Below are 16045 nucleotides of genomic sequence, written 5' to 3' on the forward strand. Positions count from 1 at the left end.
TCGTACCTTCTAAAGCTATTTAGCGGGCATTTCCGAGCCAAACCAGTTCAGCGCCCGCTCCAATACGTCCACACGATGGGCTGGATCGCGGAAACCATGTCCTTCATTCGGATACACCACGGGCTGGGTTTTCACACCTTCCGCGCGTAACGCATGCCAGAACTCGTAGCTCTGCGGCGCCGGGCACTCGCCGTCACGATCACCGACGACAACTAAAGTCGGGGTCTTGACGTTCTTGATGTACTCGATAGCCGAACTCTTTGCGTAGACAGCGGGATCGTCGTAGACGCTCTTGCCGAAGAACGGAATCATCCACTGGTCGATTGAGTTCTCTCCGTAGTAGCTCTTCCAATCGCTAATTCCAGCTCCTGCGACCGCGGCTTTGAAACGCGTTGTTTGGGTTACGCCAAACATTGTCATAAAGCCTCCATAGCTCCAACCGGTCAAACCTTCACGTTCTTTATCGATAGGGAAGCGCTTCTCCAGCACATCCATCCCAGCTAAGACATCCCGCAGATCACCGTAGCCGAAGTCTTTGACATTAGCCTGCGTAAACTTCTCTCCCTGTCCATAGCTTCCGCGGGGGTTTGGCATGAATACGAAATAGCCTAGCGCGGAGAATGGAGCCTCTCCAAAACTTGCTCCGGGCCAACGAGTCTGTACCGCACTCGACGGACCACCATGGACAAAAACAATGAGGGGATATTTCTTATTCGGATCGTAGTTAGCTGGATAAAGCAACCATCCCTGCACCTTGTAGTCCTCATTCGACCATTCGACATCCTCTGTCTTGCCCCACGCCGGCTTCAGCTCGTCGTTCAGGTGGGAAATTTGTTTAAGGTTCTCTAGTTCGCCAGCCCATACCTCGGGTGCCCGGTCGAAAGAACTGCGAATAAGTGCCACACTTTGTGATGATCTGCTCGCCGAGATACTCATCGCATCCGTCCCAGAGCCGATAGACTCTGCGAACGTCCCGCCGAGATGAGGAACATCACTTCCTGTCTGGAGGTCCAGTACGGCGATTCTGCTACTGCCGCCAAGATGCTCTGCGATGCCGATCTTCCCATCGTCCACCCAGCTTAGAAACACTGGTGTAGATGTCCGGTCCGGAGTTACGTTCCTCGGCTCGCCACCCGTAGCCGCAATCACATAGACGTCCCCGCCCGTTGCCCCTTGGTCACTCATCAGACCGCCAATAAACGCGATCTTCGAGCCATCTGGCGACCAACGCGGTACGGCAATTTGAAGATTATGGAGCGACCCTTCGATTGTGGTTGTGTTTAGGATCGACTTTGGCTCTCCAATCCTGAGCGCAGCCGAGGAGACTGGCTCTACGTAAAGCTGCGCGATCCACCACGTATTCTCACCCGGCGGCGGAGCCGCAACAAACGCAAGCTGCGCCGAAGTAGGAGCCCAGTTGAATTCGTACACGTGAAGCCCGGCAGGGGTTACCTGCGAAAATGCACCGGTCGCAACGTCAACGGCGCCAACGCGCTGTATCTCAACGCCGTCTTCGCCGATCACGCCTGCGGGCGACTTCATTGCATCCAGCGCCCCGGCACTACGAGTAGCATTCTCGACAAATAAAAAGGCAATCGCCTTCCCGTCAGGAGACCAGGCAGGCGCTTCGATCGACCCTGTCACGTGGGTCAACTGTCTCGCTTGCTCATCTGCCTTGGACCAGATGAAGATTTGCGCTTGGCCCGCTGCATCTGCTTTCCCCGTACATGTCGAAAGAAAAGCTACAGACTTGCCATCGGGCGACCAGGTAGGCAAGGTGCTTCCGCAATTCGCACTCAAGCCTTTCATCTTCGTGGCAATAATCTTCTCTTTGACGTGGTCAGGACTGTTGACGCTGGACAGATGAATGATCGTGCCCTCCTTTGACCTTGCCGACCACGCCACCAGCGAACCGTCCGGGGAGATGGCGGCCTGCAAAGGGTGCTGCACTCTCCCCACGGTTTCCAGCAGAGCCGCGACGCGCTTATCTTTCGGAGTGTTCATAGCTGTCGCAGTCTGACCGTTCATTGAAGCGGCGCCAAATACTGCTAATAACAGGGGTACGAACGCTGGGAGTAAAGCGAACTTGCTATGAAATGAGTCAGAAGTCATCCAAAAAGCGTAGCATGCACCATCGATGAGTCAGATCGGCGATTTGGCACTAAATCATCTAGTCGCATGCTAAAAAGTTGACGCGTCGCGGTTGAATTGCTATTGTTAGAAGGTTCCGCGAGTATCCGGAATGCGCTGCCGAGTAAAAGCGGCGTTTAGAGCATTAAAAATGCTCAGCCAGGTTAAAGAAACATCCACCTGCGCTACACTGGATACAAGAGATTCACCGCAAAGCACCCAAATATTGGAATGCTGTTTTTTGCGGGCCTTTCGCAATCGTGCCTGTGACACCCTCCACCCTGGATGGGCTATACGGGCCGGGACAGCGAAACGGAGCCGGCTCTTCCATCGAATCATCTGGAAAACGCTCGGTCACCGTCGACTGTTTTCGTCTGGATTATGCAGTACAGGCGTAAAGCAGGATATTTCTTCGCAGAGACGCTTCAGCGTTCTCGGTTTTTTGCGTGTACCCCATGCAATCAGCGAAGGTTTCCTGACGAGCGTCTGACAAGTTTTGAGTGCAAAGATCTCAAGGAGCTTTAGTGCCTACGTTCCATCAGCTCGTCAAGCAGGGCCGCACGCCCACTCGCTACAAGACCGCCAGCCCTGCACTTCAGGGTTCTCCCCAGCGCCGTGGTGTCTGCACTCGCGTTTACACGCAGACCCCAAAGAAGCCGAATTCGGCTCTCCGCAAGGTGGCCCGCGTTCGTCTTACGAACGGAATCGAAGTCACAACCTATATCCCAGGCATTGGCCACAATCTGCAGGAGCACTCGATCGTGCTCATCCGCGGCGGTCGCGTCAAAGACCTTCCGGGTGTTCGTTACCACGTTGTCCGTGGAACGCTTGACTCGGTCGGTGTTGCCAATCGGAAACAGAGTCGTTCCAAGTACGGCGCAAAGCGTCCGAAGGCGCAGGCTAAATAAATTCGCTTCGGCTGCATTCAGCCGACGGCGCCAACAGGTTCAGGCCTTGAGAAGTTGACGGTCCTGAAGGAAGACGAGAAGAGCAATGCCAAGAAAAGGCTACATCGCCAAGCGTGAAGTTGCACCAGATCCGGTCTATAGCTCGACCCTGGTTACAAAGTTTGTCAATTCCATGATGTGGGGCGGCAAGAAGTCGACCGCGCAAGGAATTTTCTACACCGCGATGACGAACCTTGAGCAGAAGGGTGGCGACGAGGCTCTCAAGCTTTTCAAGAAGGCAATCGAGAACTGCAAGCCCCTGCTTGAAGTCAAGAGCCGCCGCGTTGGCGGTGCAAACTACCAGGTCCCGATCGAAGTTCTTCCGGAGCGCCGCACGTCTCTCGCTATCCGCTGGCTCGTTACGTATGGCCGCGCTCGTGGAGAGAAGGGCATGGTTGAGAAGTTGACAGCCGAGTTGCTCGATGCCGCAAACGGCCGAGGTGCTGCGATGAAGAAGAAGGAAGACGTTCATCGCATGGCAGAGGCAAACAAGGCCTTCGCGCACTATCGCTGGTAAAGAAGAATTCTTTCAGCAAAATATTTGCTTGTTCTTGGATTGAACGCATGAAAACCCGCGAGTGGATGCTCGCAGATGAGAGACAGACCGTGGCACGCACTACACCTCTAAATCGTTGCCGGAACATCGGGATTATGGCGCACATCGACGCCGGTAAGACGACGACGACCGAGCGCATCCTCTTCTATACGGGAATCACTCACCGTATCGGCGAAGTGCATGAAGGAACTGCGACCATGGACTGGATGGAGCAGGAGCAGGAGCGTGGCATTACGATTACCTCTGCCGCGACCACCTGCACCTGGAAGAACATCCTCATCAATATCATCGACACGCCCGGCCACGTTGACTTCACCGCAGAAGTGGAGCGTTCGCTACGCGTCCTCGACGGTGCAGTTGCTTGCTTCGATGCAGTGGCCGGCGTGCAGCCTCAGTCTGAAACCGTTTGGCGTCAGGCCGACAAGTACAAAGTCCCGCGTATTTGTTTTATCAACAAAATGGACAAGGCTGGTGCGGACGCTGTCTATGCCACTTCGACCATCGTAGATCGTCTCGGTGCCCGTGCTATTCCGATCAACATCCAGATTGGCGCAGAGGCAAAGTTCCTCGGTGTAATTGACCTCGTCACCATGAAGGCCATTCTCTGGCATGACGAGACGATGGGCGCTGAGTACTCCATTGAAGAGATTCCGGCAGCTCTGCTTGACACGGCAAAGACTGCGCGTCACGCCCTCATCGAGGCTGTTGCCGATTCCGACGACGAGATCCTGAACCTGTTCCTCGAGGGTCAAGAGCCGACAGAAGCGCAACTCAAGTCGGGTATCCGAAAGGCGACAATCGCCATGGACATCTTCCCGGTTCTCTGCGGTTCGTCGTTCAAGAACAAGGGCGTTCAAACGCTGCTTGACGCGGTTGTCGATTATTTGCCGAGCCCGCTCGATATTCCCCCAATGATCGGCCATAATCCCGAGAACATGGAAGAAGAGATCATCCGCAAGGCTGATGATAGCGAGCCCTTCTCCGCGCTCGGCTTCAAGATCATGACCGACCCATTTGTCGGCCAGCTTATCTTTATCCGTGTTTACTCTGGTCAGCTAAAGACTGGTGATTCGGTACTTAATCCACGAACTGGCAAGACAGAGCGTATTGGCCGCCTCCTCAAGATGCATGCCAACAAGCGTGAAGAGATCACCGAGATTCTTGCTGGCGATATCTGTGCCGCCGTTGGTCTGAAGAATTTGATCACCGGTGACACGATCTGCACCGACAAGAAGCCAGTTGTGCTCGAGTCCATCGACTTTCCAAAGCCTGTTATCGAAGTGGCCGTTGAGCCGAAGACCAAGGCCGACCAGGAGAAGATGGGCGTCGCCCTTTCCAAGCTTGCGCAGGAAGATCCTACATTCAATGTGCGTACTGACATTGATTCAGGTCAGACCATTATCGCCGGCATGGGCGAACTTCATCTTGAAATCATTGTTGATCGCATGATGCGCGAGTACAAGGTCGAAGCCAATGTAGGCAAGCCTCAAGTCAACTATCGCGAGACGATCCGTTCAAACGCCGACGCGGAAGGTAAGTATATCCGTCAGACTGGCGGCTCAGGTAACTACGGCCATTGCAAGATCCGTATCTCCCCGAACGAGCCGGGGAAGGGTTACGAGTTCACAAACGATACCAAGGGTGGCACGATCCCCAAGGAATATATCAAGCCAATCGATCAGGGCATCCAGGACGCCATGCTCCGCGGTATTCTGGCTGGCTATGAGATGGTCGACGTCAAGGTTTCCCTGTACGACGGTAGCTATCATGATGTTGACTCGAACGAGATGGCATTCAAGATTGCTGGATCCATGGCCTTTAAGGAAGCGGCTCGCAAGGCGAAACCTGTTCTTCTTGAGCCAGTCATGTCTGTCGAAGTTACGGTCCCCGAGGACTACATGGGCACCATCATTGGCGATTTGAACTCCCGTCGTGGCCGTATCGAAGGCATGGAAATGGTTGGCAATACCCAGGCAATTCGTGCAAGCGTTCCGCTCTCGACCATGTTTGGTTATGCCACGCACATGCGCGGCGCCACGCAAGGGCGCGCGAATTATTCGATGCAGTTCAAGCAATACGAAGAAGCGCCCCGTTCAGTCTCGGAAGAGATCATTGCCAAGGTGCAGGGCAAGGACAGCAAGTAAGCAAGTTTAGTTGGACAACGCTTTAGAACTTCAGATACACGGAGACGAGCATCATGGGCAAGGAAAAGTTTGACCGGTCGAAGCCGCACGTAAACATTGGGACGATTGGTCACATTGATCATGGCAAGACGACGCTGACGGCGGCGATCACGAAGGTGTTGTCGAAGCATAATCCGAAGAACACGTTCCGTTCGTTTGACACGATTGACAACGCACCGGAAGAGCGCGAGCGCGGTATTACGATTGCGACGTCGCACGTGGAGTATGAGACGCCGAACCGGCACTACGCGCACGTGGATTGCCCGGGTCACGCGGATTACATCAAGAACATGATCACGGGCGCAGCGCAGATGGACGGCGCGATCCTGGTGGTTGCAGCGACCGACGGCCCGATGCCCCAGACCAAGGAGCATGTGCTCCTGGCCCGCCAGGTGGGCGTCCCGTTCATCGTGGTGTTCCTGAACAAGTGCGATGCGGTTGAGGACGAAGAGCTGATCGAGCTGGTCGAGATGGAGGTCCGTGAGCTCCTGTCGAAGTACGACTACCCGGGCGACGACACCCCGATCATCCGCGGCTCCGCCCTGGGCGCGCTGAATGGCGAAGCCCAGTGGGAGCTCAAGGTGGACGAGTTGATGGCGGCTGTCGATGCGTTCATCCCGCAGCCGGAGCGCGCTGTGGATCTTCCGTTCCTGATGCCGATCGAGGATATCTTCTCGATCTCGGGTCGTGGCACGGTGGTGACGGGCCGTATCGAGCGTGGCAAGATCAAGGTGGGCGAGCCCTGCGAGATCGTCGGCTTCCGCGAGACGCGTGCAACGGTCTGTACGGGCGTGGAGATGTTCAAGAAGCAGCTGGATGAGGGTCTGGCCGGCGACAATGCCGGTCTCCTGCTCCGCGGCATCGCAAAGGAAGATGTGGAGCGCGGCATGGTGCTGGCGAAGATCGGTTCGATCAAGCCGCACACGCAGTTCAAGGGCGAGATCTACGTCCTGAGCAAGGAAGAGGGCGGCCGTCACACGCCGTTCTTCAACGGCTACCGCCCACAGTTCTACTTCCGCACCACGGACGTGACCGGATCGGCGAAGCTGCCGGAGGGCACCGAGATGGTGATGCCGGGCGATAACACGCAACTCGAGATCACGCTGCACACCCCCGTCGCGATGGAAAAGGGACTTCGGTTCGCCATCCGCGAAGGCGGACGCACCGTCGGAGCCGGTACCATCTCCGAAATCATCAAGTAGTTCCGAGAAACGAGGGCTGTCGGTAGGTGCAGAAGTTCATCGCCGACAGTCACTCCAACCGTTCTTTGTAATTGAAAAGAGACCGAACATGGCTGGACAGAGAATCAGAATTCGTTTGAAGGCATATGACTACCGTGTCCTCGATGTTTCCACGAGCGAGATCGTCGAAACTGCAAAGCGCACCGGAGCCCAGGTTGCCGGACCCATTCCGCTCCCGACGATGAAGAACAAGTATTGTGTTCTTCGCTCGCCCCATGTCGACAAGAAGTCGCGCGAGGCTTTCGAGATTCGCACCCACAAGCGCCTGATTGACATCCTTGAGCCAACGCAACAGACGGTAGACGCGCTCATGAAGCTGGATCTTCCTGCAGGTGTTGACGTAGAGATCAAGACGGTTCAAAAGTAGTTCAACCACTATCAGCCCCGGCAGTGCTGAGCACTCAGCATGATGAGGAAAGGAACTTACGATGTCAGTAGTTGGAATTCTCGGTAAGAAGATCGGTATGACCCAGTTGTTCGACGAGCGTGGTGACGTTCATCCCGTGACTGTCCTGAAGGCTGGCCCTTGCGTGATCACGCAACTCAAAACACTGGCGAAGGATGGCTATGATGCCGCCCAGATTGGCTACGTAGACTTCATTAAAGCATCCAAGGTGAACAAGGCGATGACCGGCCACTTCGCAAAGGCTGGCGCTCCTCCCGTTCGGATGATCAAAGAAGTCGCCATCGAAGCAGTAAAGACGGTTGACGGCGAGGAAGCCGTGATCGCCAAAGCCGGTGATCGCATCCTTGTTGACATCTTCAACGACGAGCGCTTTGTTGATGTAATTGGCACCTCAAAGGGACGCGGATTTGCTGGTGTCATTCGGCGTCACGGCTTCGGCGGCGGACCCAAGTCGCACGGTCACATGTTCCAGGTGCAGGGTTCGATCGGCGCATCGTCTTTCCCTTCACGCGTGTTTCCCGGGCAACGTATGCCCGGCCACATGGGTCACGCGCAGATTACTGTGCGCAACCTCCGAATCCGTGGAATTGATCTTGACGACAATTTGATCCTGGTCGAGGGTGCAGTACCGGGACCTCGTGATGGGTTTGTTCTTATCTCCAAGGCTAAGGCGCCGCCGCGTGAGCGCCGTGGTTTTGCTGGTGCCGCAACAAAGGATGCTTTGAAGGCTTCCAAGAAGGCAGCACCCTCCAAGAAGAAGTAGCTCGAACCTCAGACCGCAAAGGTTCTGACAATCAAAGTTAGGGCTCATCACATCGATGGTGGGCATGAAGAAAGAAGAGCAATGGCAAACGTAAATGTAGTCAATCTTGGTGGCGAGAAGGTCGGAGAGATCGAACTCTTCGACGAGATTTTCTCCGGCGAGATCAATGATGCCCTCCTCTGGGAGTCGGTCAAACACTATCGCGCCGCAATGCGCCAGGGAACCGCCGCAACCAAGACCCGTAAGAATGTCTCTGGTGCCGGCAAGAAGCTTTGGAAGCAGAAGGGAACTGGTCGCGCTCGCGTCGGTTCAATCCGCACTCCGCTCTGGCGTGGTGGTGGTACAGTTCACGGACCGCAGCCTCGCAGCTACGAGTACGCCTTCCCGCAGAAGAAACTCATGGGTGCACTTCGTTCCGCGCTTGCTGCAAAGCTCGCTGATGGCAAGTTCACTGTAGTTGATTCTCTCGTCGCAGCAGAAGCGAAGACGCGGCTTTATCGCACAGCGATAACCACACTCAACGCCGGCAAGACGACTCTTCTCGTGGAATCCAGCCGAAAGCTTGATGAGAAGCTATACCTCGGTTCCCGCAACCTGCAGGGCGTAGAGCTTGTGCTCAGCTCTGAGGTTCACCCTTATGACTTGCTTCGTTACGAGCATGCCATTTTCTCCGTGGACGCTCTCGAAGCGCTTCAGGACACGCTTAAGAAATACCTCTCCAAGCGCAAGCGCACCGAGAAGGAGGCTGCATAAATGCCTACCCTGTATACTGTTATTCGCCGCCCACTCATCACTGAAAAGGGCATGACCGTCAAGGAAACCCAGAACACTCTCGTATTTGAGGTTGCTCTTAAGGCCACCAAGACCGAGGTCAAGCAGGCTGTTGAAACTCTCTTCAAGATCAAGGTTGAAGGTGTTCGCACCTCTGTTGTTGAGGGTAAAGAACGCCGCCGTGGCAAGTTCTCCGGCTATCGCCCCGATTGGAAGAAGGCCTACGTTCGCCTGAAGCAGGGCGAGAAGATGCCTGAGTATCTCAACAGCCTCTAAGCAGATCACCGCACAAGATTGATGAACTAAAGCGCCTGATCAGTCAGCCCGCCGCAGTCAAGGAACAAAACGATGCCGATTAAATCATTTCGACCGATTACCCCGAGCCTCCGCTTCGCCACAAAGCTGGTCAACAGCGACCTGACGACGGACAAGCCCCACAAGCCGCTTCTCTCCGTCAAGCCTCGCACCGGCGGCCGTAATAACGCTGGCGGCATGACGATTCGCCACCAGGGCGGCGGTCACAAGCAGAAGCTTCGTCTCATTGACTTCAAGCGTGACAAGTACGGTATCCCGGGCACGATCGCCACGATTGAATATGACCCGAACCGCAGCTCGCGCATCGCGCTGGTCCATTACGCAGACGGCGAGAAGCGTTACATTATTCAGCCGATTGGCCTCAAGGTCGGTCAGTCGATTATGAGCGGCCCGGAAGCGGATATTCTTGTCGGCAATGCATTGCCGCTCAAGAACATCCCGATTGGAACGATTGTTCACAACATTGAACTTCGTCCTGGCAAGGGTGCGCAGATGGCACGCTCCGCTGGTGCTCAGGTCAATCTGATTGCGAAGGAGAATGATTACGCTCTCCTCAAGTTGCCCTCTGGCGAGACCCGCAAGGTTCTTGTGGAGTGCATGGCGACGATCGGCCAGGTTGGCAATACCGATCATGAGAATGTCACCATCGGCAAGGCCGGACGCAACCGTTGGAAGGGTATTCGTCCTGCCAACCGCGGCGTCTCGATGAACCCTGTCGATCACCCACACGGTGGTGGTGAAGGTAAGACTTCGGGCGGACGTCACCCAGTGACTCCATGGGGCCAGCCGACTCGTGGATACAAGACCCGCAACAATAAGCGAACGGATGTATTCATTGTTAGCCGTCGGAGCAAGTAGCATACGCCCAGTAAAACCAAGTCTCGCAACTTAGAGATTCGTCCTATCGAGCACGCAACAGCACTACGGAGCAATCAACATGGCACGTTCAGCAAAAAAAGGCCCCTTCATCGACGGCCACCTCATGAAGAAGATCGACGTTATGAACCAAGCCGGCGACAAGAAGGTTCTGCGTACCTGGTCGCGTCGTTCGACAATTCACCCCGACTTCGTCGGTCACACGATCGCAGTTCACAATGGCCGAAAGTTTATCCCCGTCTACGTCACTGAAAACATGGTCGGCCACAAGCTAGGTGAGTTCTCCGCAACCCGGACCTTCAAGGGTCACTCGGCACGCGCATCCGAATCGTCCGCGAAGCCCAAGTAGTCGCTCGCCGCTGATATAGCACCATTGCAGAACGCGCCGTAGGCGTACTAGAAGCTTTGAAGGAAGTCATCATGTCGAAGATCGTCGTAGAAAAAGTTCGAGAGTTCCGCGCGGAAGCCAAGTTTCAGCGCACCAGCCCGCAAAAGGCGAAGCTTGTCCTTGATATGATCAAGGGCCTTCGTGTCGAGCAGGCGATCAACACCATCCACTTCAGCACCAAGAAGATGGCGCCAATTATCGAGAAGGTCCTGCGCTCGGCTATTCAGAACGCAACCTACGTATCCCAGGAGCAGGGTCTCGATGTTGATGTAGATAATCTCTATGTCCGCACCGCAATCGCGAACGAGGGTCCGCGCATGAAACGGATCCGGCCTGCCCCAATGGGACGTGCCTTCCGATATCAGCGCCGCATGGCTCACATCATCGTGACAGTAGCTGAAAAGAAAGCGGTTGATTCAACCCCAAAGGCTGAGACTACCACTGCCAAGAAGCTGCCCGCAAAAAAGGCTGCAACCAAGAAGGCTGCGAAGTAAGCATCTTCCTGTAAACTTAAGGTTTTGCAAGATCGCCCTGCCGGCTCAACCGGCGAGAGGCAGGAGTAAGGGAACTATGGGACAGAAAGTCCATCCGTACGGATTTCGCCTTGGCATCAACAAGCCGTGGAAGTCGCGCTGGTTTGTAGAGCGTGGCTACGACAAGCTGCTGGTCGAGGATGTCAAGCTCAAGGCCGAGCTCCGTGAGAAGCTCAAGGCCGCCGGTGTCAGCTCGGTAGAAGTCGAGCGCCCAGGTAACAAGCTTCGCCTCATCATCCGCACTGCGCGTCCCGGCATCATCATCGGTCGCAAGGGCGCAGAGATCGATAAGCTGAAAGCGGACATCCAGAAGCGCACCAGCCGCGAGGTTTTCATCGACATTCTCGAGGTTAACAAGCCTGAGCTCGACGCTCAACTTGTCTCTGAGAACATCGCCCTGCAGCTGGAGAAACGCGTCAGCTTTCGTCGCGCGATGCGGAAGTCGGTTGACTCTGCTCTTCGCTTCGGTTGCAAGGGAATCAAGGTTCGCGTGTCCGGTCGTCTCAACGGAAACGAGATCGCCCGCTCCGAGTGGTATCTCCAAGGTCGGCTGCCACTGCACACCTTGCGTGCTGATATCGATTACGGCTTCTCCGAGGCGCACACCACCTACGGGATCATCGGCGTCAAGACCTGGGTCTATCGTGGTGACATCTACGAGCAGAAGAAGCGTCGCGATCAGGGTGTTACCACTACCGGTGCGTTCGCGTCCTAAGTTTCACGCGGGTAGGCGCGCAAGCCTTACCCGCTTAAGTTTCACGATAGCTGGTCTGATCCTAGCTAAGAGGGTTTTCTCATGTTGATGCCAAAGAAGGTCAAGTATCGCAAGCAGCAGCGCGGCCGCATGTGCGGCAAGGCGTGGCGTGGCTCCGATCTCTCGTTCGGCGACTTCGGCCTCAAGGTCGTTGAGTGCGGTTACATCACCGACCGCCAGATTGAAGCTAGCCGTATCGCCATGACACGCTTCATCAAGCGTGGCGGCAAAGTATGGCTCCGAATCTTTCCGGACAAGCCGATCACCAAGAAGCCTGCCGAAACCCGTATGGGCAAAGGTAAGGGTGCTCCGGATCATTGGGTAGCTGTAGTTCGCCCAGGTAAGATCCTGTTCGAGATGGAAGGCGTTACTCCCGAGCTCGCTCGCGAGGCCATGCGTCTCGCTGCTCACAAGTTGCCGCTCAAAACGATCTTTGTTCAGCGTCACGATGTGAAGGTTGCTGTCGCAACCAAGTAAGATTTGTAAGAAGTTTGTATCAAGGAAGAAAAACAATGGAATTCGAAAAGATTCGCAGTCTCAGTGACGATGAGCTAAAGACGGAGCAGGCAAAGGCCGGCGAGCAGTTGTTCCGCATTCGCTTTCAGAAGAGCCTTGGCAACACCGAAGGCATTAAAAAGCTGCGCACGCTCAAACTTGATATCGCACGCATCCAGACGGTCGCCCGTCAGCGCGTTCTTGCCGCAGAATTGGCAGCAGCGCCGAAGAAGGTGAACGTCGCCCCGGCACCAAGCCAGCGTAACGCTCGCAAGAAAGCGAAAAAGGCCTAATCATGTCTGAATTGAATCCAACCGCTGCCTCCACAACCTCTGCTGAGCCCCAGGCTGCAGCACGGCGTAACGAAAAGGTCGGCCTCGTCGTCTCCACGAAGATGCAGAAGACGATCGTCGTCGAAATCGAAATGCGCAAGGCGCACCCGAAGTACAAGCGTGTGATGAAGTCGAACAAGAAGTTCTACGCTCACGACGAGCAGAACTCCGCGCGGGTCGGCGATGTTGTCCGCATACGTGAGGCTCGCCCGCTTTCGAAGCTCAAGCGCTGGTCTCTCGAAGAGATTGTTCGTCGCTCTTCTCTGTCGTCGCTCTCTGATGTAAGAGTTCCAGTTGTTGCTGAAGCTAAATAGTTCAGCAGGCTAAGTTGAGGGTCTGCGAGGCAAAGCCTCCGACCGTGTAGTGCAAGGAGATCATCATGTCAGTCCAAATGAGAACGATGCTCGATGTAGCCGACAACTCCGGCGCCCGCAAGTTGCAGGTAATTCTGCCGCTTGGTGGCGGCCTGGGCAAGAAGGCTGGCCTCGGTGACGTCGTCACGGCAGCCGTCAAGGAAGCCTCCCCCGACGGCACCATCAAAAAGGGTAAGGTCGTCAAGGCGGTCATCGTTCGTACGCACAAGGAGTACCGCCGTCGTGACGGCACGTACATTCGCTTCGACCAGAACGCTGCTGTTGTCATCAATGATGCCAACGAGCCAGTCGGCACCCGCGTCTTTGGGCCTGTGGCCCGCGAACTTCGCGAGAAGAAGTTTCTCAAGATCGTCTCGCTCGCACCTGAAGTAATCTAACAAAGCTTTTACCTCTGGCATCACGCAGAGAGTACGCGGATTCCGGCTCCGCACAGCACCAACCGATGGCCGAGATTTGGAGATTCCACCATGCCCGTGCGCAAAGTTGAAAAAGTAAAAACGAAGATCAAGATCAAGCGTAACGACGTAGTTGCTGTCATTGCCGGCAAGGACAAAGGTAAGACGGGTCGCGTCCTTCGCGTCATCGCCGAAAAAGAGCGTCTTCTTGTTGAGGGCATTATGATGATTAAGAAGCACGTCAAACCCAATCCTCAGAAGAACATTCAGGGCGGCATCGCTGAGCAGGAAGCTACGATCCACATCTCGAATGTAATGCTGCTCAACAGTGAAGGCAACAAGACGCGCATCGGTTCCCGCATCGAAGGCGAGAAGAAGGTTCGTTTCTCCAAGGCCTCTGGCACGACGATCGTAGAAAAGAAGAAGTAGTTCTATCCAATTTGTTTTATCGGTTCACCCCACGCATCGGTAAACGGGCGCAAGCCAAATCCGGAAATCGTGGAGAAAGCGAAGTATCATTATGGCAGCACGTTTGAATGACAAGTATCACAGCGAGATCAAACAGTCTATTGCGAAGGAACTAGGCATCACCAATGCCATGGCCGTTCCAAAGATCGAAAAGATCGTCATTAATATGGGTCTCGGTGAAGCTACCCAGAACGTCAAGATCATGGATCCGCTCGTCGCTGACCTGGCGTCAATCGCCGGCCAAAAGCCTGTCGTGACCAAGGCTAAGAAGTCGATCGCGGCCTTCAAGCTCCGCGAAGGTATGCCGATCGGCGCGATGGTCACTCTACGTGGCGATACGATGTATGAGTTTCTCGATCGTCTCATCTCGATTGCTCTTCCCCGTGTTCGCGACTTCCGCGGCGTATCGACGAAGAGCTTTGACGGACGTGGTAACTACACCTTGGGCCTGCGGGATCAACTTATCTTTGCTGAAATCGACTATGCAAAGGTCGACAAACTCAAGGGTATGAATGTCACAATCGTTACCACCGCGAAGGATGACAATGGAGCTCGCACTCTGCTTAAGGCGTTCGGAATGCCCTTCCGCGTCGGCGCCTAAGATTTAATCGCATCAACCAGATTTGCACCAAAGATAGAGAGCAAACATCATGGCAACTACTGCAAAGCGCGTCAAAGACGCAAGGAAGCCGAAGTTCAAGTCCCGCCAGCACAACCGCTGCCAGATCTGCGGCCGTCCTCGCGCGTTCCTCCGCAAGTTTGGCGTTTGCCGCCTCTGCTTCCGCGGTCTTGCTCTCAAGGGCGAAATTCCGGGCGTAGTCAAATCAAGCTGGTAAGATAGATTTGTCTGTGCAGAACCATCGCACAACCTCCAGAGACCTCGTTCGGGCAGACGCTTTGAACGCAGCAGTCTGGTAGTTTTACTCAACATTGAAAGAAGCAACATCCCCGCTGGTTCTTGCGAGAGACACTCGTGAGCGAACGGGGGATGAAGGAGATTGAATGAACCTCACAGATCCAGTAGCAGACTTCCTGACCCGTATCCGTAACTCCATCCGTGCCCGCCATCAGAAGCTGGACGCACCTGCCTCCAAGCTAAAGTCTGAGATTGCCCGCATCCTTAAAGAGGAAGGCTACATCGCGAACTACAAGCCGACTGAAGAGAACGGGATGAAGGTTATTCGCGTTTATTTGAAGTATGGCCCAAACAATGAGCCGGTTATCCGCGATCTCAAGCGCATCTCGCGCCCTGGCTGCCGCGTATACCTCGGTCGTGATGAAATTCGTCGTGTTCAGGGTGGTCTCGGTATCTCCATCATGACCACCCCTAAGGGAGTCATGACTGGTCGTCAGGCACGTCGCGAAGGTGTTGGCGGCGAGATCCTTGCAGAAGTCTGGTAAAGCTCGCTAACGTTTCTTTGTACTTAGCACTCCGGCTGCAGTGGAACGAGTTCCCCCTCGCGACTCGCAAGCCCCGAAAGTAGAATTCAATGTCTCGTATTGGTAAAAAGCCCATCGCTCTCCCCGTCGGCGTCAAGTACACCGTCAGCGAGAATGGCAGCACCGTTCTGGTTGAAGGCCCCAAGGGCAAGGTAAGTGCAATGCTCCCGGGTGGTATCACCCTTGCCGAGAAGGACGGCCAGTTGTTCGCTGAGCGTAAGGACGACAAGCAGGCGGCTTTCCATGGTCTTGCTCGTTCCCTCGTGTTCAACGCGATTACCGGTGTCACCACCGGCTGGACCAAAGATCTTGATATCGTTGGCATCGGTTACCGCGTTGAGCTCAAGGGTAAAAACATGGTTGTGTTCACCTTGGGCTATTCGCACCCGATTGAGTTCCCGCTGCCTACCGGCATCGAGGTCACAATCGATCCGAAGCAGACCCACATCACCGTGGCTGGAATTGATCGCCAGAAGGTCGGTCAGATCGCGGCTGATATGCGCTCACTCCGCAAGCCGGATCCGTACAAGAACAAAGGCGTTCGCTATACCGGCGAGAAACTCAAGAAGAAGGTCGGAAAGACCGGCGCCAAGTAGTCTTTAGGGGTCTGGCAGCAGCTGCTGTCAGCCCCGCCACTCACACCCGAACGTTTTCAGCACTCTGGGAACGCCACTAGGA

At 55.1% G+C, this 16045-nt stretch carries 22 protein-coding genes; 21 read left to right on the plus strand and 1 reads right to left on the minus strand.

Annotated elements, in window-relative coordinates; translation table 11 throughout:
* Positions 1-15: 15 nt before the first annotated feature.
* The gene (locus tag OHL20_RS11255; RefSeq protein ID WP_263383287.1) at positions 16-2004 is read right to left on the minus strand and encodes an alpha/beta hydrolase family protein; all 1989 of its coding nucleotides are present in this window, start codon (positions 2002-2004) and stop codon (positions 16-18) included.
* Positions 2005-2654: 650 nt separating this feature from the next.
* On the opposite strand from OHL20_RS11255, the gene rpsL reads away from it, so the two are divergent.
* The 21 genes from rpsL to rplF all read left to right on the plus strand — a co-directional run bounded on the left by rpsL (position 2655) and on the right by rplF (position 15963).
* Positions 2655-3038 carry a 30S ribosomal protein S12 gene (gene rpsL, locus OHL20_RS11260; protein ID WP_179489498.1) on the plus strand — a complete coding sequence of 128 codons (384 nt, stop codon included), beginning with the start codon at positions 2655-2657 and terminating at the stop codon, positions 3036-3038.
* A gap of 85 nt (positions 3039-3123) precedes the next feature.
* Positions 3124-3594 (plus strand): 30S ribosomal protein S7, encoded by a 471-nt coding sequence (rpsG, locus tag OHL20_RS11265; RefSeq protein ID WP_263383288.1) that lies wholly within the window; start codon positions 3124-3126, stop codon positions 3592-3594.
* A gap of 89 nt (positions 3595-3683) precedes the next feature.
* Complete coding sequence (gene fusA / locus OHL20_RS11270; protein ID WP_263384994.1) at positions 3684-5777, plus strand: elongation factor G; 2094 nt, start codon at positions 3684-3686, stop codon at positions 5775-5777.
* Positions 5778-5830: 53 nt separating this feature from the next.
* Entirely contained in the window at positions 5831-7018 is a 1188-nt protein-coding gene (gene tuf / locus OHL20_RS11275) for an elongation factor Tu (RefSeq protein WP_263383289.1), read from the plus strand.
* Between the two features lie 88 nt (positions 7019-7106).
* Positions 7107-7424, plus strand: coding sequence for a 30S ribosomal protein S10 (gene rpsJ / locus OHL20_RS11280; protein ID WP_263383290.1), 318 nt, complete (start codon positions 7107-7109; stop codon positions 7422-7424).
* Between the two features lie 61 nt (positions 7425-7485).
* Positions 7486-8226 (plus strand): 50S ribosomal protein L3, encoded by a 741-nt coding sequence (gene rplC, locus OHL20_RS11285; RefSeq protein WP_263383291.1) that lies wholly within the window; start codon positions 7486-7488, stop codon positions 8224-8226.
* Between the two features lie 81 nt (positions 8227-8307).
* Entirely contained in the window at positions 8308-8979 is a 672-nt protein-coding gene (gene rplD, locus OHL20_RS11290) for a 50S ribosomal protein L4 (RefSeq protein WP_263383292.1), read from the plus strand.
* Positions 8980-9273, plus strand: coding sequence for a 50S ribosomal protein L23 (locus tag OHL20_RS11295; RefSeq protein WP_263383293.1), 294 nt, complete (start codon positions 8980-8982; stop codon positions 9271-9273).
* A 72-nt stretch (positions 9274-9345) separates the two neighbouring features.
* The gene (rplB, locus tag OHL20_RS11300; RefSeq protein WP_263383294.1) at positions 9346-10170 is read left to right on the plus strand and encodes a 50S ribosomal protein L2; all 825 of its coding nucleotides are present in this window, start codon (positions 9346-9348) and stop codon (positions 10168-10170) included.
* A 79-nt stretch (positions 10171-10249) separates the two neighbouring features.
* Positions 10250-10537, plus strand: a complete 288-nt coding sequence (gene rpsS, locus OHL20_RS11305; RefSeq protein ID WP_263383295.1) for a 30S ribosomal protein S19 — start codon at positions 10250-10252, stop codon at positions 10535-10537.
* Positions 10538-10608: 71 nt separating this feature from the next.
* Positions 10609-11070, plus strand: coding sequence for a 50S ribosomal protein L22 (gene rplV, locus OHL20_RS11310; protein WP_263383296.1), 462 nt, complete (start codon positions 10609-10611; stop codon positions 11068-11070).
* Between the two features lie 76 nt (positions 11071-11146).
* Positions 11147-11824 (plus strand): 30S ribosomal protein S3, encoded by a 678-nt coding sequence (rpsC, locus tag OHL20_RS11315; protein WP_263383297.1) that lies wholly within the window; start codon positions 11147-11149, stop codon positions 11822-11824.
* An 81-nt stretch (positions 11825-11905) separates the two neighbouring features.
* Positions 11906-12340 carry a 50S ribosomal protein L16 gene (gene rplP, locus OHL20_RS11320; RefSeq protein ID WP_263383298.1) on the plus strand — a complete coding sequence of 145 codons (435 nt, stop codon included), beginning with the start codon at positions 11906-11908 and terminating at the stop codon, positions 12338-12340.
* A 35-nt stretch (positions 12341-12375) separates the two neighbouring features.
* The gene (rpmC, locus tag OHL20_RS11325; protein WP_263383299.1) at positions 12376-12651 is read left to right on the plus strand and encodes a 50S ribosomal protein L29; all 276 of its coding nucleotides are present in this window, start codon (positions 12376-12378) and stop codon (positions 12649-12651) included.
* A gap of 2 nt (positions 12652-12653) precedes the next feature.
* Positions 12654-13004: a 30S ribosomal protein S17 gene (gene rpsQ, locus OHL20_RS11330; RefSeq protein WP_263383300.1), complete on the plus strand. Its 351-nt coding sequence runs from the start codon at positions 12654-12656 to the stop codon at positions 13002-13004.
* A 65-nt stretch (positions 13005-13069) separates the two neighbouring features.
* On the plus strand, positions 13070-13441 hold the full coding sequence (gene rplN, locus OHL20_RS11335) for a 50S ribosomal protein L14 (protein ID WP_263383301.1): 372 nt from the start codon (positions 13070-13072) through the stop codon (positions 13439-13441).
* Positions 13442-13531: 90 nt separating this feature from the next.
* Complete coding sequence (gene rplX, locus OHL20_RS11340) at positions 13532-13888, plus strand: 50S ribosomal protein L24 (RefSeq protein WP_263383302.1); 357 nt, start codon at positions 13532-13534, stop codon at positions 13886-13888.
* A 91-nt stretch (positions 13889-13979) separates the two neighbouring features.
* Positions 13980-14528, plus strand: coding sequence for a 50S ribosomal protein L5 (gene rplE / locus OHL20_RS11345; protein ID WP_263383303.1), 549 nt, complete (start codon positions 13980-13982; stop codon positions 14526-14528).
* Positions 14529-14577: 49 nt separating this feature from the next.
* The gene (locus OHL20_RS11350; RefSeq protein ID WP_263383304.1) at positions 14578-14763 is read left to right on the plus strand and encodes a type Z 30S ribosomal protein S14; all 186 of its coding nucleotides are present in this window, start codon (positions 14578-14580) and stop codon (positions 14761-14763) included.
* A gap of 166 nt (positions 14764-14929) precedes the next feature.
* Positions 14930-15328: a 30S ribosomal protein S8 gene (gene rpsH / locus OHL20_RS11355; RefSeq protein ID WP_263383305.1), complete on the plus strand. Its 399-nt coding sequence runs from the start codon at positions 14930-14932 to the stop codon at positions 15326-15328.
* Between the two features lie 89 nt (positions 15329-15417).
* On the plus strand, positions 15418-15963 hold the full coding sequence (gene rplF, locus OHL20_RS11360; RefSeq protein ID WP_263383306.1) for a 50S ribosomal protein L6: 546 nt from the start codon (positions 15418-15420) through the stop codon (positions 15961-15963).
* Positions 15964-16045: the final 82 nt, after the last annotated feature.

The organism is Granulicella arctica, assembly GCF_025685605.1.
GTDB classification, from domain to species: Bacteria; Acidobacteriota; Terriglobia; order Terriglobales; family Acidobacteriaceae; genus Edaphobacter; species Edaphobacter arcticus.

Excerpts from the sequence above, each read along its gene's own strand:
- OHL20_RS11255 (WP_263383287.1), bottom strand. The coding sequence starts at position 2,004 with ATGAACACTCCGAAAGATAAGCGCGTCGCGGCTCTGCTGGAAACCGTG.
- rpsG (WP_263383288.1), top strand. The coding sequence starts at position 3,124 with ATGCCAAGAAAAGGCTACATCGCCAAGCGTGAAGTTGCACCAGATCCG.
- tuf (WP_263383289.1), top strand. The coding sequence starts at position 5,831 with ATGGGCAAGGAAAAGTTTGACCGGTCGAAGCCGCACGTAAACATTGGG.
- rpsJ (WP_263383290.1), top strand. The coding sequence starts at position 7,107 with ATGGCTGGACAGAGAATCAGAATTCGTTTGAAGGCATATGACTACCGT.
- rplC (WP_263383291.1), top strand. The coding sequence starts at position 7,486 with ATGTCAGTAGTTGGAATTCTCGGTAAGAAGATCGGTATGACCCAGTTG.
- rplD (WP_263383292.1), top strand. The coding sequence starts at position 8,308 with ATGGCAAACGTAAATGTAGTCAATCTTGGTGGCGAGAAGGTCGGAGAG.
- OHL20_RS11295 (WP_263383293.1), top strand. The coding sequence starts at position 8,980 with ATGCCTACCCTGTATACTGTTATTCGCCGCCCACTCATCACTGAAAAG.
- rplB (WP_263383294.1), top strand. The coding sequence starts at position 9,346 with ATGCCGATTAAATCATTTCGACCGATTACCCCGAGCCTCCGCTTCGCC.
- rpsS (WP_263383295.1), top strand. The coding sequence starts at position 10,250 with ATGGCACGTTCAGCAAAAAAAGGCCCCTTCATCGACGGCCACCTCATG.
- rplV (WP_263383296.1), top strand. The coding sequence starts at position 10,609 with ATGTCGAAGATCGTCGTAGAAAAAGTTCGAGAGTTCCGCGCGGAAGCC.
- rpsC (WP_263383297.1), top strand. The coding sequence starts at position 11,147 with ATGGGACAGAAAGTCCATCCGTACGGATTTCGCCTTGGCATCAACAAG.
- rplP (WP_263383298.1), top strand. The coding sequence starts at position 11,906 with ATGTTGATGCCAAAGAAGGTCAAGTATCGCAAGCAGCAGCGCGGCCGC.
- rpmC (WP_263383299.1), top strand. The coding sequence starts at position 12,376 with ATGGAATTCGAAAAGATTCGCAGTCTCAGTGACGATGAGCTAAAGACG.
- rpsQ (WP_263383300.1), top strand. The coding sequence starts at position 12,654 with ATGTCTGAATTGAATCCAACCGCTGCCTCCACAACCTCTGCTGAGCCC.
- rplN (WP_263383301.1), top strand. The coding sequence starts at position 13,070 with ATGTCAGTCCAAATGAGAACGATGCTCGATGTAGCCGACAACTCCGGC.
- rplX (WP_263383302.1), top strand. The coding sequence starts at position 13,532 with ATGCCCGTGCGCAAAGTTGAAAAAGTAAAAACGAAGATCAAGATCAAG.
- rplE (WP_263383303.1), top strand. The coding sequence starts at position 13,980 with ATGGCAGCACGTTTGAATGACAAGTATCACAGCGAGATCAAACAGTCT.
- OHL20_RS11350 (WP_263383304.1), top strand. The coding sequence starts at position 14,578 with ATGGCAACTACTGCAAAGCGCGTCAAAGACGCAAGGAAGCCGAAGTTC.
- rpsH (WP_263383305.1), top strand. The coding sequence starts at position 14,930 with ATGAACCTCACAGATCCAGTAGCAGACTTCCTGACCCGTATCCGTAAC.
- rplF (WP_263383306.1), top strand. The coding sequence starts at position 15,418 with ATGTCTCGTATTGGTAAAAAGCCCATCGCTCTCCCCGTCGGCGTCAAG.